Source organism: Stenotrophomonas chelatiphaga, from assembly GCF_001431535.1.
Lineage (GTDB): Bacteria > Pseudomonadota > Gammaproteobacteria > Xanthomonadales > Xanthomonadaceae > Stenotrophomonas > Stenotrophomonas chelatiphaga.
Genome location: NZ_LDJK01000002.1, coordinates 93,660 through 111,270, shown reverse-complemented (window position 1 = coordinate 111,270; position 17,611 = coordinate 93,660). Strand labels below are relative to the sequence as shown.

At 68.6% G+C, this 17,611-nt stretch carries 15 protein-coding genes; 9 read left to right on the top strand and 6 right to left on the bottom strand.

Going from position 1 to position 17,611, the window contains the following annotated elements:
• Nucleotides 1-39 precede the first annotated feature (39 nt).
• Nucleotides 40-1,125, bottom strand: a complete 1,086-nt coding sequence (gene serC / locus ABB28_RS00660) for a 3-phosphoserine/phosphohydroxythreonine transaminase (protein ID WP_057506774.1) — start codon at nucleotides 1,123-1,125, stop codon at nucleotides 40-42.
• A 369-nt stretch (nucleotides 1,126-1,494) separates the two neighbouring features.
• The gene (locus ABB28_RS00655) at nucleotides 1,495-2,295 is read right to left on the bottom strand and encodes an FHA domain-containing protein (protein ID WP_057506773.1); all 801 of its coding nucleotides are present in this window, start codon (nucleotides 2,293-2,295) and stop codon (nucleotides 1,495-1,497) included.
• Between the two features lie 114 nt (nucleotides 2,296-2,409).
• On the opposite strand from ABB28_RS00655, the gene ABB28_RS00650 reads away from it, so the two are divergent.
• From ABB28_RS00650 to ABB28_RS00640, 3 genes are all read left to right on the top strand, one after another.
• On the top strand, nucleotides 2,410-2,685 hold the full coding sequence (locus tag ABB28_RS00650) for a polyhydroxyalkanoic acid system family protein (RefSeq protein ID WP_057506772.1): 276 nt from the start codon (nucleotides 2,410-2,412) through the stop codon (nucleotides 2,683-2,685).
• 106 nt (nucleotides 2,686-2,791) lie between these two features.
• Nucleotides 2,792-3,292 (top strand): phasin family protein, encoded by a 501-nt coding sequence (locus ABB28_RS00645; protein WP_057506771.1) that lies wholly within the window; start codon nucleotides 2,792-2,794, stop codon nucleotides 3,290-3,292.
• A gap of 237 nt (nucleotides 3,293-3,529) precedes the next feature.
• Nucleotides 3,530-4,534: a restriction endonuclease gene (locus ABB28_RS00640; RefSeq protein ID WP_057506770.1), complete on the top strand. Its 1,005-nt coding sequence runs from the start codon at nucleotides 3,530-3,532 to the stop codon at nucleotides 4,532-4,534.
• 114 nt (nucleotides 4,535-4,648) lie between these two features.
• Here ABB28_RS00640 and hutC read toward each other — a convergent pair whose 3' ends face one another.
• Both hutC and ABB28_RS00630 read right to left on the bottom strand, forming a co-directional pair.
• On the bottom strand, nucleotides 4,649-5,380 hold the full coding sequence (hutC, locus tag ABB28_RS00635) for a histidine utilization transcriptional repressor HutC (protein WP_057506769.1): 732 nt from the start codon (nucleotides 5,378-5,380) through the stop codon (nucleotides 4,649-4,651).
• 24 nt (nucleotides 5,381-5,404) lie between these two features.
• Nucleotides 5,405-6,775, bottom strand: a complete 1,371-nt coding sequence (locus ABB28_RS00630) for a formimidoylglutamate deiminase (protein WP_057506768.1) — start codon at nucleotides 6,773-6,775, stop codon at nucleotides 5,405-5,407.
• Between the two features lie 67 nt (nucleotides 6,776-6,842).
• On the opposite strand from ABB28_RS00630, the gene hutI reads away from it, so the two are divergent.
• From hutI to ABB28_RS00600, 6 genes are all read left to right on the top strand, one after another.
• Nucleotides 6,843-8,048 (top strand): imidazolonepropionase, encoded by a 1,206-nt coding sequence (gene hutI / locus ABB28_RS00625; protein WP_057506767.1) that lies wholly within the window; start codon nucleotides 6,843-6,845, stop codon nucleotides 8,046-8,048.
• A gap of 14 nt (nucleotides 8,049-8,062) precedes the next feature.
• Entirely contained in the window at nucleotides 8,063-9,616 is a 1,554-nt protein-coding gene (gene hutH, locus ABB28_RS00620) for a histidine ammonia-lyase (protein WP_057506766.1), read from the top strand.
• Entirely contained in the window at nucleotides 9,613-10,467 is an 855-nt protein-coding gene (gene hutG, locus ABB28_RS00615; protein WP_057506765.1) for an N-formylglutamate deformylase, read from the top strand. The genes hutH and hutG overlap by 4 nt, the downstream gene beginning before the upstream one ends.
• The gene (gene hutU, locus ABB28_RS00610) at nucleotides 10,464-12,131 is read left to right on the top strand and encodes a urocanate hydratase (protein ID WP_057506764.1); all 1,668 of its coding nucleotides are present in this window, start codon (nucleotides 10,464-10,466) and stop codon (nucleotides 12,129-12,131) included. The genes hutG and hutU overlap by 4 nt, the downstream gene beginning before the upstream one ends.
• Nucleotides 12,132-12,440: 309 nt before the next feature.
• Nucleotides 12,441-14,555 carry a TonB-dependent receptor family protein gene (locus ABB28_RS00605; protein ID WP_057506763.1) on the top strand — a complete coding sequence of 705 codons (2,115 nt, stop codon included), beginning with the start codon at nucleotides 12,441-12,443 and terminating at the stop codon, nucleotides 14,553-14,555.
• Nucleotides 14,556-14,640: 85 nt separating this feature from the next.
• Nucleotides 14,641-16,539: a sensor histidine kinase gene (locus ABB28_RS00600; protein WP_057506762.1), complete on the top strand. Its 1,899-nt coding sequence runs from the start codon at nucleotides 14,641-14,643 to the stop codon at nucleotides 16,537-16,539.
• Between the two features lie 82 nt (nucleotides 16,540-16,621).
• On the opposite strand, the gene ABB28_RS00595 is transcribed toward ABB28_RS00600, so the two are convergent.
• Complete coding sequence (locus ABB28_RS00595; RefSeq protein ID WP_057506761.1) at nucleotides 16,622-17,050, bottom strand: hypothetical protein; 429 nt, start codon at nucleotides 17,048-17,050, stop codon at nucleotides 16,622-16,624.
• Between the two features lie 115 nt (nucleotides 17,051-17,165).
• A complete protein-coding gene (locus ABB28_RS00590; RefSeq protein WP_057506760.1) occupies nucleotides 17,166-17,606 on the bottom strand; it encodes a hypothetical protein in 441 nt (146 codons plus the stop codon).
• Between the last annotated feature and the right edge of the window lie 5 nt (nucleotides 17,607-17,611).

The window sequence follows — 17,611 nt, the reverse complement described above, 5'->3', positions numbered from 1 at the left end:
GCGGTCAGCGCGCGCCGGGGGTAGACACAGTGAAGCGGCTCAACCGTGACGCTGCTGGAAATCGGCCATGAAGGCAACGAGTGCCTCGGCACCCGCGACCGGGATGGCGTTGTACAGCGAGGCCCGGATGCCACCAACCGCCTTGTGGCCCTTCAGCGCGAGCAGGCCTGCGGCCTTGGCATCGGCGACAAAGCGCGCGTCCAGATCGGTGCTAGGCAGGAAGAACGGGATGTTCATCCGCGAGCGCGCCGACACGGCCACTTCGTTGCGGTAGAAGCCGCCGGAGGCGTCGATCGCCGAGTACACCAGCGCGGCCTTGGCGGCGTTGCGGCGGGCAAACTCGACCACCCCGCCTTCGGCCAGCATCCACTTGAACACCAGCCCGGCCAGGTACCAGTTCCAGGTAGGTGGGGTGTTGAGCATGGAGTCGCGGGCGGCGTGGGAGGCGTAAGTGAAGATGTCCGCACGCGGTTGGCCGGTGCGCTCGAGCAGGTCGCGGCGGATGATCACCACGGCGATGCCGACCGGGCCCAGGTTCTTCTGCGCACCGGCGTAGATGACGCCGAAACGGCTGATATCCAGCGGTTCGCTGGCGATGGACGAACTGAAGTCAGCCACCAGCGGGACATCGCCGGTATCGGGAATGTCACGGAACTCCACGCCATGGATGGTTTCATTGGCGGTGATGTGCACGTAGGCGGCATCCGGCGACAGCTGCCAGTCGGCGCGCGCGGGGATGTCACGGAAGGCGTTGGCTTCGCTGCTGGCGGCGATGTGCGCGCTGACATACGGCGAGGCCTGCTTGACCGCGGTCTTTCCCCAGTGGCCGGTGAGCACGTAGTCGGCACGCTGGCCGGGGCTGGCGAAGTTCATCGGGATCAGCGCCTGCTGGGTGGTGGCACCACCGGGCAGGAACAGCACCGCGTAGTCGTCGGGCACGCTGAGCAGCTGGCGCAGGTCGGCTTCTGCGGCGGCCGCGACGGCCATGAATTCCGGGCCGCGATGGCTCATTTCCACGATGGAGGCACCGGCGCCATGCCAGTCCAGCATCTCTTCCTGCGCCTGGCGCAGGACCACTTCCGGCAACGCTGCAGGGCCGGCACTGAAGTTGTACGCGCGGGTCATGTCACACCTGTGGGGCAAGACCCCTAGTATGCCGCAGCGCATCAGGCTTTAGACCGCGCCGTTCAAGGGAAATTTGGTTGCATTGGTATCCATTGGCGGCGATGACGGCCAGCGGCCGTCACTACCGGGCCCGGGGTGCTGGTAGCGCCGAGCCGTGCTCGGCGAGCGCAGCGGTAACCGGGCAACAGCGTGACGACCAACGGTCGTCACCCACCAGGGCAGCGGCAACAGCGTGACGACCAACGGTCGTCACCCACCAGGGCAGCGGCAACAGCGTGACGACCAACGGTCGTCACCTACCAGGGCAAGGGCAGCAGCGTGACGGCCAGCGGCCGTCACTACCGGTTCGCGCGGGCGTCGTTGCCGGGCTCAGCGGGCGCCGAACCACAGCAGCAGGCTCAGCACGCCGGCCAGCAGCAGGGCGCTGACCAGCAGCCACGGCCAGCGGCGCACGCGGCGCGGGGCCTGCGGTTCGGCCGCTTCGTCCACGTCGTTGAAGACGAACTCTTCCGTCGGCAGCGGGCGCTGGCGCGGGTCGTCGGGCAGTTCCAGCACGAAGCGGTGCTGGCCATCGAACACCACCTGGTCGCCGCCCTGCAGCCAGCAGTGGCGCACGGCCACGCCGTTGACCCGGCTGCCTTCGCCGGTGCCCAGGTCGCGCAGCAGGATCCGCTCGCCGTGGCTTTCGATGCGCGCGTGCTGGTCGGCAAACGCCGGCTCGTCGATCTCGATGTCCGCTTCGCTGCTGCGGCCCACCAGCAACGGTCCGTGCAGCGGGTAGCCGCGGCCGTGGTGCGGCCCGCCCACGCCGCGCAGCAGGCGCGGTTCGTCGGACTGTACCGCTGCCTGTGGCGAGGGCGGCAGCATCGGCGTATCCACTTCGCCCTGGATCAGCAGTTCCACGCCTTCCACGTACACCGCATCACCGGCGCGCAGCAGCGCCATGCGCTTTACCGGGCGTCCATTGACATGCACCCCGCGCACGCCGGCGGCCACCTGCAGCCACAGGCCGCGCTGGTCCAGGCTGAGCTGGGCCAGCAGCAGGCTGCCCTGGCTGGCTTCGACCAGGCGGATGCTGCCGTTGGCCTGGCGCACGATCTTCTGCACCCCCGGCACCAGCGGCTGGTCGGGTTGCGAGGGTTGGCTGTAGTGCACGAGCAGTTTAGGCATGCGGCGCAGACTAGCAGTTGGCTGGCATTCGCAGAAGAACCCTCGCTTGGCGTTTGCGCGGCTGATGCGCACAATGCACGCCCTGTCACCGCCCCACCCCGCAAAGGAACCCGCATGTCCAGCATCGATATCGTCCACGCCCACGCCCTGGCCGCACCGGCCGCGCGCCAGGCGATCGAGGAAGTGGCCGCCAAACTGGCTGATCGTTTTGGCCTGCAGTCCACCTGGCGCGGCGACGTGCTGGATTTCACCGGCAGCGGCGTGGACGGTGCCATCGAACTGCAGCCCAGCGCGGTGCGCGTGACCGCCAAGCTCGGCTTCCTGCTGTCGGCGATGAAGGGCATGGTGGAAAGCGAGATCCAGCGCGTGCTGAAGGAAAAACTGGGCTGATCCGACCGCAGGCTGAACTGCCGGCCGACGCTGCCGGCGGCCATCACGCCGCCCCAGCAGTTGCAGCGCTAGTCTGGTCCCTGCATCCGCCCATGCAGGAGACCCCATGAACCAGTATGACGAGCACGACCCCCGCAACGACGGACAGGACAAAGCCTCCTTCCAGGACCAGGCAGAGCGCGTTTCGCGCAAGCTCAGTGATTCGGCGCAGCAGGTCTGGCTGGCCGGCCTGGGTGCGCTGGGCCGCGCGCAGGCCGAAGGCAGCCGCTTCTTCGATGGCCTGGTGAAGGAAGGCGAAGCCTTCGAGAACCGCCGCCGCGAGAAAGCCACCGAAGACGGCCCGGGCTGGCGGGACAACGTGGAAGAACAGCTGGGCCAGGCGCGCGAGAAGGCCTCCGGCACGTGGGACAAGGTGGAAAAAGCCTTCGAGGACCGCGTGCACGGGGTGCTCAAGCGCCTGCACGTGCCCAATGCCGAAGACGTGACCGCGCTCAATGCACGCATCGATTCGCTGACCGCGCGCTTGAACCGCCTGGAAAGCCGCCAGGCCAGCCCGGCCAGTGGTGAACCGACCCCGGGCAGCCACCAGTCGCCCACCGGTAGCTGATCCTGCCGGAACGCTGTGTTGCCTGCCGCTTTGTTGCAACGCAGCAGACGGTGGGCGACACTGCAATCAACCCGTCATTACCCCGTTTGTCCCTCCCCTCACGGATTCGGTAATGGCGGGTTTTTCGTGCCTGCCGTTTGAGACGTGCGCCCCGCTTTGTGGGGATTGCCCTGACGCTATAAGCACTGCGCCCCAGTACACTGTCCGCCCCTTCCTGCGTTGTGCGTTGCTGCCTGCATGTTCTCCTGGATACTGGCCCTGCTGTTGGCCGTCACCTGTTTCGTCCTCGCCACCGGTTTTTTGTGGCTGGTCAAACGGCGTCGCAAGGAAATGCAACTGGGGCTGCAGGCCTTGGCGGGCATGCACTGGCGCGATTTCTCCGAACTGGTCAAGCGCGCCCTGCACGAGCGCCGCGGGCTGACCGAAATGAGCCGCCACGAGGACGATACCCGCGAGCCGCGCAGCGACTTCCTGATGGCCGATGCCAGCGGGCACTTCCTGGTGACCTGCAAGCATGGGCTGGCCTACCGCATCGGCACCGCGGCGATCAACGAACTGGGCGCGGCGGCGCGGCTGGCCGGCGCCCGCGGCGGCATCCTGATCACCGAAGGCCTGGTGGATGGCGATGGCCAGGCCATTGCGGAAAAGCAGGCCGTGGAAGTGCTGGATGGCCGCCGGCTGTGGCCGCTGCTGTCGCCCTACCTGCCCGGTGACATCGAATCGGGGGTCAAGAATGCGGCCCGCCACGAGGCGATCCGGCGTATCGTGATCGCTGCCTTCGCCTCCAGCACGCTGGGCCTGCTGGTGGGCATGGGCTACCAGACCGTGCAGGTGGCCGCGCCGGCTCCGGTGCAGGCCCCGGCCGTCGTCCAGGCCCCGGCTGCTGCACCTGCGGCGACCGCGGCTACCGATACCGCACCTGCAACTGCCGCCGCCGATCCGGCGCCGCCGGCCACGCAGGCCCCGGTGGCCGGCCCGGACCTCAACCCGGATACCGAAACGCTGGATCGCTACCAGCAGGAAATCTCCCGCGCCCTGAGCAAGCTGCCCGGCGTGCACAGCGGCATCTGGCAGACCCGGCAGACGCTGGTGGTGAACCGCAGCGGCGAACTGGACCAGGTGTGGCCGATGATCTGCGACCAGGTGACCCGCTACCCCGCACTGAGCAACGTGCGCATCCAGCTCAATTCCCGCCCCGGCGTGGACGAGCCGGTCCGCTGGCGCCAGTGCACCACCCTGTAACCGGGTAGTGACGGATGGGCTGGGTGACGACCGTTGGTCGTTACGCTATTTGCTTCAGGCCAGAGCGTGACGACCAACGGTCGTCACCCAACGACGCCGAGCCCGCCCAAGCAATCAACGATTATTCCCAGGCGCGAACCGCGCCACCAGATCCCACGCATCCCCCAGGAATATCTGCCGTACCCGCGTGATCGCCTGATCCCCGCGCCAGGTATGCCGCTCGATCACCAGACACGCCGTGCCCGCTTTGACATCCAGCAGCCTGGCGCTGGCCGCATCGGCCCCCCACGCACTGATGCGGTGCTGGGCACGCGTCCACGACACGTTCTGCAGCAGCCAGCTGCCCGGTGCGGTCACCGCGAAATCCACCTCCAGCACCTCCGGCACGCCGGTCGGGCTGATCAGCCGGTGTTCCAGCGCCAGCGGTCGGTCATCGGCCAGGTGCAGGCAGTCCATCGCCAGCAGGCTCGCCTCACCGGCCAGTTCCTGTTCGCCGTCATCGCCGTCGCGGGCGCTGCGCAGCTGGCGGCGCAGCAGCCGGTACGCATATTGATGGCCCATCGCGGTGACCTGCATGGCGATATCCGGGATCGCCAGCGCCACCTGTTCCAGGTGCGGTGACTGCCGCGCCACGAACGAACCGGCGCGCCGCCGGCGTTCGATCATCCCGCTTTCGGCTAGTGCGGTCAGCACCTTGTTCACCGTCATCCGCGAGCAGCCGTACTGCTCCATCAGCTCATGTTCGTACGGGATGCGGAATCCCGGCGCCCATTCGCCACTGAGGATGCGGCCTTCCAGTTCGCTGCGGATGCGCTGGTTGAGCGTGGCGGACTTGCTGGCCTTCACTGTGGTCTCGATTCGGAAAGAGGATCAGCCCAGCACGCCGCGCAGGGCCTGGGCAAAACGGGCGGTGATGGCGTCGCGCTGCAGGTGGCGGCCGTCGGCCACGCACTGGCGACCGCGCCGCCATGCCGAGCGCAGCGCGCCATTACGTGCGGCGAACACCCAGCTGTCAAGCAAGGCATCGCCGTCGCGGGCGAGCATCGCCGGGTGCCCGGCATCCAGTTCCAGCAGGTCGGCACTGGCGCCGGGCTGCAATCCGGCCAGCACGCCCAGCGCCTGCGCACCGCCGTGCTGCGCGCCATCGAACAGGAACCGGCCGCTGCTGCGCTGCGCATCCGGGGCAATGACGTTGCGCCCGCGCAGGCTGAGGCGCTGGCCGTATTCCAGCAGGCGCAGCTCTTCGGCCGCATCGATCAGCACGTTGGAATCCGAACCGATGCCGAAGCGTCCGCCTTCGCGCGCGAAGGCCTGCATCGGGAACAGGCCATCGCCGAGGTTGGCTTCGGTGATCGGGCACAGGCCGGCCACGGCGTGGCTGGCAACGATGCGCGCGCGTTCGTCGTCATCGATATGGGTGGCATGCACCAGGCACCAGCGCGCGTCCACCGCCGCGTTTTCATACAGCCAGCGCACCGGGCGCAGGCCGCTCCAACCCACGCAGGCATCCACCTCGCGCAGCTGTTCGGCAATGTGGATGTGCACCGGCCCGTCGTTCAGCGGCAACAGGGCAGACAGCTCCTCACCGGTCACCGCGCGCAGGCTGTGCGGGGCGATGCCGAGCACTGCATCGGGCAGCACGCGCAGGGCCGTGCGCGCGCCATCCAGCAGCTGCGCGAACCCGTCCACGTCGTGGATCAACCGGCGCTGGGCCGGATTGGGCGCGGCACCGCCGAAGTCGGCATGCGCGTAGAACACCGGCAGCAGGGTCAGGCCAATGCCGGTCTGCGCGGCGGCGGCGGCGATGCGCGCGGACATCTCGGCGCGGTCGGCATACGGCCGGCCATCGGCATCGTGGTGCAGGTAGTGGAACTCACCGACGCGGGTGAAGCCGGACTCCAGCATTTCCATGTAGGCCTGGGCGGCGATCGCCTCCACCGCTTCCGGCACCAGCCGGGCCAGGAAGCGGTACATCAGTTCGCGCCAGCTCCAGAAACTGTCGCCATCGCCACCACCGATTTCGGTCAGCCCGGCCATGCCGCGCTGGAAGGCGTGGCTGTGCAGGTTGGGCACGCCCGGCACCAGGATCTGCACGCCCTGGTCGCCCGCCTGCGTCGGCACGCCGACGTGGATCTCCCCGATGCAGCCATCGTCCACGGTCAGCCGGACATCGCGCGCCCAGCCCTGTGGCAGCAGTGCGCGGGCGGCGTGGAAGGCAGGGGGAGACAACGAATCCGTCATGGCTGGACAACCGGAAAGGGACGCCTATATTGTATAGACATATCAGCTCAGCCGTGTAGCCCAGCCCATGCACTGCGACACCCTCTGGACCAACGTACACCTGATGACCCTGCAGGGCGACGGCCTGGGCGTGATCGCCGATGCCGAACTGGCCAGCCTTGACGGTCGCATCGTGCATGTCGGCGCGGCCGGCAGTGGCGCGCAGCTGCAGCCGGCCACGCGCATCGACGGCGAAGGCCGCTGGATCTCGCCCGGGTTGATCGACTGCCACACCCACCTGGTCTACGCCGGCAACCGGGCCAACGAATTCGAGCAGCGCCTGCAGGGCGTCAGCTATGCCGACATCGCCCGCGCCGGCGGTGGCATCGTGTCCACCGTGCGTGCCACCCGCGCGGCCAGCCACGCAGAGCTGGTACGCCAGAGCCGCCCTCGCCTGCTGGCGATGCGCGCCGAAGGCATCACCACGCTGGAAATCAAATCCGGTTACGGGCTGGCCCTGGACGATGAGCGCAAGCAGCTGCAGGTCGCGCGCCAGCTTGGCGTGGACTGCAACGTGCACGTGGTGCCGACCTTCCTCGGCGCGCATGCGGTGCCGCCGGGACGGCAGGCGCAGGAGTACATCGATGAAGTCTGCAAGCTGATGATCCCTGCCATCGCCGCCGAAGGGCTGGCCGAGGCGGTGGACATCTTCTGCGAGGACATCGCGTTTTCCACCGCGCAGGCAGCGCAGGTCTTCGAGGCGGCACGCGCGCACGGGCTGGCGGTGAAGATCCATGCCGAGCAGCTCAGCAACCAGCACGGGGCCGAACTGGCCGCGCGCCACGGGGCGCTTTCGGCCGACCACATCGAGCACCTGGACGCGGCCGGCATCGCGGCGATGGCGGCCGCGGGCACGGTCGCCGTGCTGCTGCCCGGCGCGTTCTACTTCACCCGTGACACCACCCTGCCGCCGATCGAGGCGCTGCGTGCGGCCGGCGTGCCGCTGGCGCTGGCGACCGACAGCAACCCCGGTACCTCCCCGCTGACCAGCCCGCTGCTGGCGATGAACATGGGCGCCACGCTGTTCCGGCTGACCGTGGACGAATGCATCGCCGGCTTCACCCGCAACGCCGCGCGCGCGCTCGGCCGCGCCGACCGCATCGGCCAGCTGGCCGTGGGCATGGACGCAGACCTGGCGATCTGGGACATCGACGCCCCCGCCGACCTGGTCTACCGCATCGGCTTCAACCCGCTGCACGCGCGCGTGGTGCGCGGGCAGCCTGATCCCTTCTGATGGAGCACGCTTCAATGCAGCATGGAACACCCGACACCCTGGTGCTTCGCCCCGCCCACGTGCCGCTGGCGCAGTGGCGGCAGGTCTACCGTGGCGCGCGCATCGCGCTGGACGCGGCGGCCCTGCCGGCCGTGCGCGCCAGTGCCGCCACCGTCGAAGCGATCGTCGCCAAGGGCGCGCCGGTGTATGGCATCAACACCGGCTTCGGCAAGCTGGCCAGCGTGCGCATCGAACCGGAAGACCTGGCCACCCTGCAGCGGAACATCGTGCTGTCACATGCCGCCGGCGTCGGCGAACCGATGCCGCTGCCGGTGGTGCGGCTGATGATGGCGCTGAAGCTGGTCAGCCTGGCGCAGGGCGCCTCCGGCGTGCGCGTTGAGACACTGCAGCTGCTGGAAGCGCTGCTGCAGCAGGATGTGGTGCCGGTGATTCCGGCGCAGGGTTCGGTCGGTGCCTCCGGTGACCTGGCGCCGCTGTCCCACCTGGCCAGCATGATGATCGGCGTCGGCGAAGCGTTCGTTGGCGGACAGCGTCTCAGCGCTGCCGACGCGCTGGCGCGTGCCGGCCTGCAGCCGCTGCAGCTGGGAGCGAAGGAAGGCCTGGCGCTGCTCAACGGCACCCAGTTTTCCACCGCCTACGCGCTGGCCGGCCTGTTCGAGATCGAGATCGTGTTCCAGGCCGCCCTCGTCACCGGTGCGCTGTCGGTGGAAGCGGCCAAGGGTTCGGATACCCCGTTCGACCCGCGCATCCACAGCATCCGCGGCCAGCGCGGGCAGATCCTCACCGCCGCTGCGCTGCGCACGTTGATGCAGGGTTCGGCGATCCGCGAATCGCACCGCGACAACGACGTACGCGTGCAGGACCCGTACTGCCTGCGCTGCCAGCCGCAGGTGATGGGCGCGGCGCTGGACATCATCCGCCAGGCCGCCACCACGCTGGAAATCGAAGCCAACGGGGTGTCCGACAATCCGCTGGTGTTCACTGATACCGGTGAAGCGCTGAGCGGCGGCAACTTCCACGCCGAGCCGGTGGCCTTTGCCGCGGACATGCTGGCGATGGCGATCTGCGAGATCGGCTCGATCAGCGAACGCCGCACGGCGATGCTGGTGGACCCGGCGCTGTCCGGCCTGCCGGCGTTCCTGACCCCGCGTCCGGGCTTGAACTCCGGCTTCATGATCCCGCAGGTCACCGCCGCCGCGCTGGTATCGGAGAACAAGCAGCGCGCCTATCCGGCCAGCGTGGATTCCATTCCCACGTCGGCCAACCAGGAAGACCATGTGTCGATGGCCGCGCATGGCGCGCGGCGCCTGCTGCAGATGGCCGAGAACGCCGCCAACGTGGTCGGCATCGAGCTGCTGGCCGCCGCGCAGGGGTGTGATTTCCACGCGCCGCTGCAGTCCAGTGGCCCGCTGGAAGCGGTCCGCGTGCTGTTGCGCGCACAGGTGCCGACGCTGGAAGAAGACCGTTACTTCCATCCGGACATGCTGGCTGCCACCGACCTGGTGCGCAGTGGCGCGCTGGCGTCCGGGCTGGCCGATGTGCTGCCCAACGTGGAGCCGGTGGCATGAGCACGCAGCCGCCGTGGCTGGAGGTGCACGAAGGCGATGCGCCGCTGCTGATCAGCTTCCCGCACACCGGCACCGCGCTGCCGGACGACCTCGCCGGGCGCTTCGTCTCGCCGTGGCTGGCCCGGCGCGATGCCGACTGGTGGGTGCATGAGCTGTACGCCTTCGCGCGCGGACTCGGCGCGACCACGGTGCGTTCATCGATCTCGCGTTCGGTGATCGACCTCAACCGCGATCCCAGCGGGGTGTCGCTGTATCCGGGCCAGAACACCACCGGCCTGTGCCCGCTGACCACCTTCGACAACCAGCCGCTGTACAAGCCGGCGCAGGAACCGGACGAGGCCGAGATCCTGCGTCGCCGCGAGGCGTACTTCGCGCCTTACCACGCGGCGCTGGCGTCACAGATCGCCCGCCTGCGCGCGCGCCACGGCACCGTCGTGGTGTATGACGCGCATTCGATCCGCTCGCGCATCCCGCACCTGTTCGACGGCGAGCTGCCGCAGTTCAACCTGGGCACCGCCGGCCCGACCGGCGAAGTGGACACATCCTGCGACAACGCGCTGTCCGACGTGGTGGAAAACCTGTGCCGGCTGAGCGGCCTGCCGCACGTGCGCAACGGCCGCTTCAAGGGCGGCTGGATCACCCGCCATTACAGCGACATCCCCGGCGGCGTGCACAGCCTGCAGATGGAACTGGCCTGCCGCGGCTACATGGCCGAACCGGCCGCCGAGGCGCTGGATGCCCACAGTTGGCCCACCCCGTTGGATGACGACCACGCCACACCGCTGCGCCACACGCTGGCGCAGGTGCTCACCGCCTGCCTTGAATTCGCATCCAACCGGAGCGCCGCATGACCCGTAACGACCCGTCCCGCACCATCATCGCGCCGACCGGCACCACGCTGACCGCCAAGAGCTGGCTGACCGAAGCGCCGCTACGGATGCTGATGAACAACCTGCACCCGGACGTGGCCGAACGGCCGCAGGAACTGGTGGTGTACGGCGGCATCGGCCGCGCCGCGCGGGACTGGGAAAGCTTCGATGGCATCGTCGATGCGCTGACCCGGCTGGAGGACGACCAGACCCTGCTGGTGCAATCCGGCAAGCCGGTGGGGGTGTTCCGCACCCATGCCGATGCGCCGCGCGTGCTGATCGCCAATTCCAACCTGGTGCCGCGCTGGGCCAACTGGGACCACTTCAACGAACTGGATAAGAAGGGCCTGGCGATGTACGGCCAGATGACCGCCGGCAGCTGGATCTACATCGGCGCGCAGGGCATCGTGCAGGGCACTTTTGAAACCTTCGTGGAGATGGGCCGCCAGCACTATGACGGCAGCCTGGCCGGCAAGTGGCTGTTCACCGGCGGCCTGGGCGGCATGGGCGGCGCGCAGCCGCTGGCGGCGGTGATGGCCGGCGCCTCGTGCCTTGCGGTGGAATGCCGCAGGAGCAGCATCGAAATGCGCCTGCGCACCGGTTACCTGGACACCTGGACCGATGACCTGGATGAAGCACTGCGCCTGATCGAAGAATCCTGCACGGCGAAGAAGCCGCTGTCGGTCGGCCTGCTCGGCAATGTCGCCGACGTGCTGGACGAACTGCTGGTGCGCGGGATCAAGCCGGACCTGCTGACCGACCAGACTTCCGCGCATGACCCGGTCAACGGCTACCTGCCGCAGGGCTGGACGGTAGAGGAATGGGACGACAAGCGCGTGTCCGCGCCGAAGGTGGTGGAGAAAGCCGCGCGCGAATCGATGGCCAACCACATCCGCGCGATGCTCGCCTTCCACGCGCTGGGCGTGCCGACCGTGGACTACGGCAACAACCTGCGCCAGATGGCGCTGGAGGAAGGCGTCGAGGATGCGTTTGATTTCCCCGGTTTCGTGCCGGCCTACATCCGGCCGCTGTTCTGCCGCGGCATCGGCCCGTTCCGCTGGGCCGCGCTGAGCGGCGATCCGGAAGACATCGCCAAGACCGATGCCAAGGTCAAGGAACTGATACCGGACAACCCGCACCTGCACCGCTGGCTGGACATGGCGGCCGAGAAGATCAAGTTCCAGGGCCTGCCTGCGCGTATCTGCTGGGTCGGGCTGGGTGACCGCGATCGGCTTGGGCTGGCGTTCAACGAGATGGTGGCCAGCGGTGAACTGAAGGCTCCGGTGGTGATCGGCCGCGACCATCTGGACAGCGGCAGCGTGGCATCGCCGAACCGCGAAACCGAAGCGATGGCCGACGGCTCCGATGCGGTATCCGATTGGCCGCTGCTCAATGCCTTGTTGAACACCGCCAGCGGCGCGACGTGGGTGTCGCTGCATCACGGCGGCGGCGTGGGCATGGGCTTTTCGCAGCACGCCGGCATGGTGATCGTCTGCGACGGCACCGAAGCGGCCGCCAAGCGTATCGCCCGCGTGCTGTGGAACGACCCCGCCACCGGCGTAATGCGGCATGCCGATGCGGGTTATGAGATCGCCATCGACTGCGCAAAGGAAAAGGGCCTGGACCTGCCCGGCATCCTGCGCTGACCCGGTAGTGACTGCCGCTGGCCGTCACGCTCCTGCGTCGGTGGGTGACGACCGTTGGTCGTCACGCTCCTGCTTCGGTAGTGACGGCCGCTGGCCGTCATGCTCCTGCTTCGGTGGGTGACGACCGTTGGTCGTCACGCTTCCGCCCCTGCCGCTGCGCTCGCCGAGCACGGCTCGGCGCTACCAACGCCGCCCCATGCATCCACGTCTCGACAACCTACGAACACCCTGTTAACTTTCGCCGCCTCTACGTGGTTTACAGGATTCGTCCCCCAGCCGCGACCCACTCCGCTGCTGGCTCTACTGCTCATGACTTCTGCTCTCCCGCGCACCTGCGTGCTCACCGTTGCCGTGCTGACCGCCCTCGCCGCCCTGCCCGCCCATGCGGAAACGGCTGCCCAGCCCACCACCCTGGACCGCGTCGAAGTCACCGCCGCCGAGACCACCGATGCCGCGCGCAAGGCGCTGGCCCGCGTACCCGGCGCGGGCAACGTGATCGATCTGGCCAAGGTCGCGCAGGGCCGCGTCGGCGGCACCGCCGATGTGCTGGCCTACCAGCCGGGCATCAGTGCGCAGTCCCCCGGCAACGAAGGCACCAAGGTGTCCATCCGCGGTTCGGGCATCAACCGCGGCCCGGGTGCGCATGCCTCCGGTATCGCGGTGTCGCTGGATGGACTGCCGCTGACCGCCGCCGGCGGCACCCCGTACGAGCTGCTGGAACCGTTGTGGCTGTCGCGCGTGGACGTGCTGCGCGGCGCCAACGGCTTCGAGCGCGGCGCGCTGGCGCTGGGGGGTGCGATCAACTACGTCAGCCGCAGCGGCCGCGATGCACCGGGCCTGGAACTGCACTACGAAGCCGGCAGCCGCGGCTACCAGAAGCGCAGCCTGGGCTATGGCGGCGTGCAGGACGCGGTGGATTACTACTTCGCCTACACCGACACCGAATTCGACGGCTACCAGAAACATGCGAGCGGCGATGGCAAGGGCGCAATGGCCAACATCGGCTGGCAGATCAATCCGGACCTGCAGACGCGCTTCTTCCTGCGTTACCGCGAAACCAACCACGAAACACCCGGGCGGCTGACCCGCGCGCAGATCCGCAACGACCCGCGCGCGGCCAACCCGGCCAACCTGGCCATCGACGCGAAGCGGCCGCAGCCGGGCAGCACCTGGATCGGCAACATGACCACGCTGCAGTTGGACGAAGATTCCTCGCTGCAGGCCGGGCTGGTGTACCACAAGTACCCGATGGACTTGAACGAAAGCCTGTACCGCCAGCAGCTGGACTACGCCAACCTCAATGCCACGCTGGACTACCTCCGCCGGCACACCCTGTTCGGCCATGACAGCGTGACCACGCTCGGCCTGCGCGTCACCCACGACCTGGATGCCGACGTACGCGAGACGCTGCGCTTCGCCAGCAACGGCTATCCGGCCGGTACCCACACGCGTGACTTTTCCCACCACGGCACCGACAGCACGCTGCACGTGAGCAACGAACTGCAGCTGAGCGATGCACTGCGCGTGCAGACCGGGCTGGCGCTGGTGCAGACGCGGCGCACGGTGGAAGTCACCTGGCCGCGCACCGACGCGCGCTTGAACGAGCGCGACTGGGACTACGCGCCGCGGCTCGGCTTCACCTGGCAGGCCTCGCCGGCCGCGCAGTGGTTCGGCAACCTCAGCCGCTCGGTGGAGCCGGCCCATCCCTGGTCGATGATCTGGGGCTCCAACCAGTATTTCGCCGCCGGCAACGGTGCATCCAGCGGCCGCCAGCGCGCGCCGGTGGAGCTGGACAACCAGACCGCCACCACGCTTGAACTTGGCGCACGCGGCGAGGGACGCATCGGCCGCTGGGAGCTCACCGGCTACTACGCGCACGTCAACCATGAGCTGCTGAGCGTGGAAGTGGTGCCGGTGCCGAACCTGTTCATCGCCGAAAACAACGCCAGCCCCACCGTGCACCGGGGCATCGAAGCCGGACTGGACAGCACGCTGTGGCAGGGAGGAACCGGGCGTCTCTCGCTGCGCCAGGCGTACACCTTCAGTGACTTCCGCTACCGCCATGACGACCGCTTCGGTGACAACCGCCTGCCGGGCCTGCCGGTGCACTTCTACCAGGCCGAACTGCGCTACGACCATGCATCGGGCGCGTATGCCGCGTTGAACACCGAATACGCTTCCAGGGTGTTCGTCGACTACGCCAACAGCGTGCGTGCCGACAGCCATCTGATCTTCGGCAGCCGCGTGGGCTTCGACGCGCCCAGTGGGCGCTGGCAGGGCTGGCTGGAGCTGCGCAACCTGGGCGACCGCCATTACGCCGCCACGGTGACGCCGGGCTATGACGATGGCGGGCGCGATGTGGCGCGCTCCACGCCGGGCGAAGGCTTCGGCGTGTATGCCGGTGTGCGCCTGCGTTTCGAGTAAGACCCGGCAGCAGCGCGACCCGCCTTCACAGGGTGTTGGCGGGAAGGTTGGCAAAAAAGGCGATCCCTGAACGTCCGCGCCTGCCATGTCCCTTGCCCTGACCGACGCGCTCGCCATCGACGCCATCCTCGACGACACCCGCGTGGGGGTGTGGCAGTTCGATACCGTCACCCGCCAGCTGCGTGCCTCGGATACGGCCAGCGCACAACTGGCCGGCATCGGCGCGCAGGCACTGCGCAGTGCGTGGCGGCGCATCCTGCGGCAGGAACAGGACCAGCCGGTCTTTGAAATCGAGCTTCCGTGGACCGATGGCATCAGCCGCCGCTGGCTGATGCTGCGCGGCCGCCATGATCGCGCGCTCGGGCAGGTGCACGGCATGTGCGTGGACATGACCCGCCGGGTGCGTGCCGAACAACTGGTCCGCGAGCAGGCGATCCTGTTGGATACCCTGGCCCGTGGTACGCCGCCGCGCGAATGCCTGCGGGTACTCACCGAGGCCATCGAGCGCCTGAAGCCCGGCTTGCGCAGTGCCTTCTTCGTCACCCCCGGCGACCGGCAGCGGCCTGGTTATGGCAGCAGCTGCAACGTGCACCCAGCGATCACCGCACTGCTGGAACATGCCGACGCGGCGCCGCAGGCAGCGCATCTGGAACTGCCCGGCGGGGGCGACGCTGCCACCGACACGGCGTGGCACGCGAACTGGCGGGCCGCATGCATCGATCACGGCAGCCCCGCCTGCAGGCCCATCGCGGTGGCTCGGCAGGACCAGCCCGAACGTGCGTGGCTGCTGCTGTTCCTGTCCACGCCGCGCGCGCTCAGCGGCTGGGAACAGGAAGTGGCCAGCTTCGCTACCCGCATCGCCGCGCTGGTGCTGGACCGCGAAGACCAGCAGGTCGCCCTGCAGCAGGCCGCCGATGCGGTGGGCCGTGCGCTGCATGACACCGAGCGCGAGCGGCGCAGACTGCAGGCGTTCCTGAACAGCTCGCCCGACCTGGCCTACGTGTTCAACCTGGAGCATCGTTTCACCTACGCCAACCGTGCGTTGCTGCGCATGTGGGGCAAGACCGAAGAAGAGGCGCTGGGCCGCACCTGCCTGGAGCTGGGCTATCCGGACTGGCACGCGGCGATGCACAGCCGCGAGATCGAGCAGGTGATCGCCACGCGTCGGCCGATCCGCGGCGATGTTCCGTTCGAAGGTCCGCTGGGGCGGCGCATGTACGACTACATCTTCGTGCCGCAGCTGGGGTTGGATGGCGAGGTGGAGGCGATCATCGGCACCACGCGCGATGTCACCGAGCGCAGCGAACACGAAGACGAGCGCGCCCGCAACGAATCGCTGCTGCGCATGCTGGTGGACGAGCTGCAGCACCGCACCCGCAACATCATGTCGGTGGTGCGTGCGATGGCCAGCCGTACGCTGGCCACCAGCCGTGACATGGCCGATTTTTCCATCCGTTTCGATGCGCGTCTGGATGCGCTGGCACGCGCGCAGAGCCTGCTGTCGCGGCTGGGTGAACTGGATCGCGTGCAGTTCGACGTGCTGCTGCGCGCCGAGCTGTCCGCCCACGTGGATCCTGCCGCGCACGATGATCAGATCGTGCTGGAAGGACCGGCCGAGGTGCCGTTGCGTTCGGGCACGGTGCAGCCGCTGGCAATGGCCCTGCATGAGCTGGCCACCAATGCGGTCAAGTACGGGGCCCTGCGCCAGCAGGGCGGCCGCCTGCACGTGCGCTGGAACCTGGTCGGTGCAGGGGCATCCGAAGCGGCCAGCCCGCGCCTGCGCGTGGACTGGCAGGAGCATGGCGTGCGCGACCTGCCTGCCGACCCAGCGAGCATCCGCGGTGGCGGCGCCGGCCGCGAGCTGATCGAACGCGCCCTGCCGTACCAGATCGGTGCGAAGGTGGACTACGGTTTCGCCGAAGACGGACTGCGTTGTTCGATCCTGCTGGCGGTATCGGAGCAGGCGGTCGCGCTGGCCGACTGAGGCCTGCGCGCCTGGCCGCGACGCAGGCGGTCAGCCACCCGCAGCGCACCTGCCTGGCAAGCGGCGCCAGCGGGCGCCGTCGCTACAGGCCGTCCGCAGGGCGCTCAGGCTCAGCGCGGGGCGGTGCCGCCGATGACCGCTCGGCCCGCCGCCAACCGAGTACGTGCCATGCGCACAGGTAAGCTGCGAACAGTACCCCGGGGGCGACGAACAGGGCGAAAATCCAGCCGCGCGGCAGCATCCAGCAGGTGGCCATCAGCGTGCCGACCAGCGGCCATCTCCAGTGCAGCGGACGATTCTCCAGCCAGCGAAGGGTCAACACACCCAGCATCGGCCAAGCTGCCAAGCTGGCCAGGACGGCACACAGCAACCAAAGGCTTTGCCAGGACGGCGGCCACGCCAGCTCGGCCAGTTGCATGCCGAACAGCGTCGTCCCCATCGTGCTGTGCACGAACATGCCCGGCACGCAACTCAGCCAGATCAACAGCGAAACCACGCCGCGTCCGCTCATGGCATGGTGCCGCACGCGATGGGCGCGATCGGGCCAGTGTCGGCGGGTCCTTCCTGGCAAAGGGTGATGGTCATGGCGCACACCGTAGCGGTCATGCCACGGCGCCTCAAGCCGGTCAGCGCAGGAAGCCGGCGACGGCGAAGCCCAGCCCCACCAGACCGGCGGCCAGCAGCGGATAGGTCGCCCAGACCGGCGTCCCCTGGCCATGGCTGAAAGCGACGAATGCCGCCCGCACACTGCGCCCGCTGAGCCACGGCACCACCATCAGCGCCAGCAACGGCAGCAGCGAGGCCAAGCCGAAGGCCAGCAACAACGGACGCGGATCATTGGGCGCAAAGCCGCCCAGCGGATACAGCGCCACCCCCGACAACAATCCGGCGAAGAACAGCGTATTGGCGATGCGTATTTCCGTGCGATGTCGACGCGACAACGCGCCGCGCGACCAGCCCTTGTAGTGGCGGGGCAACCGCCGCGTCCACCAGGCCACCAGCATGCTGGCCAGGGTGCCGCCCAGGACCCCACTTTCCACCGCGCCCCACGCCTGTATCCCCAGCATCCCCG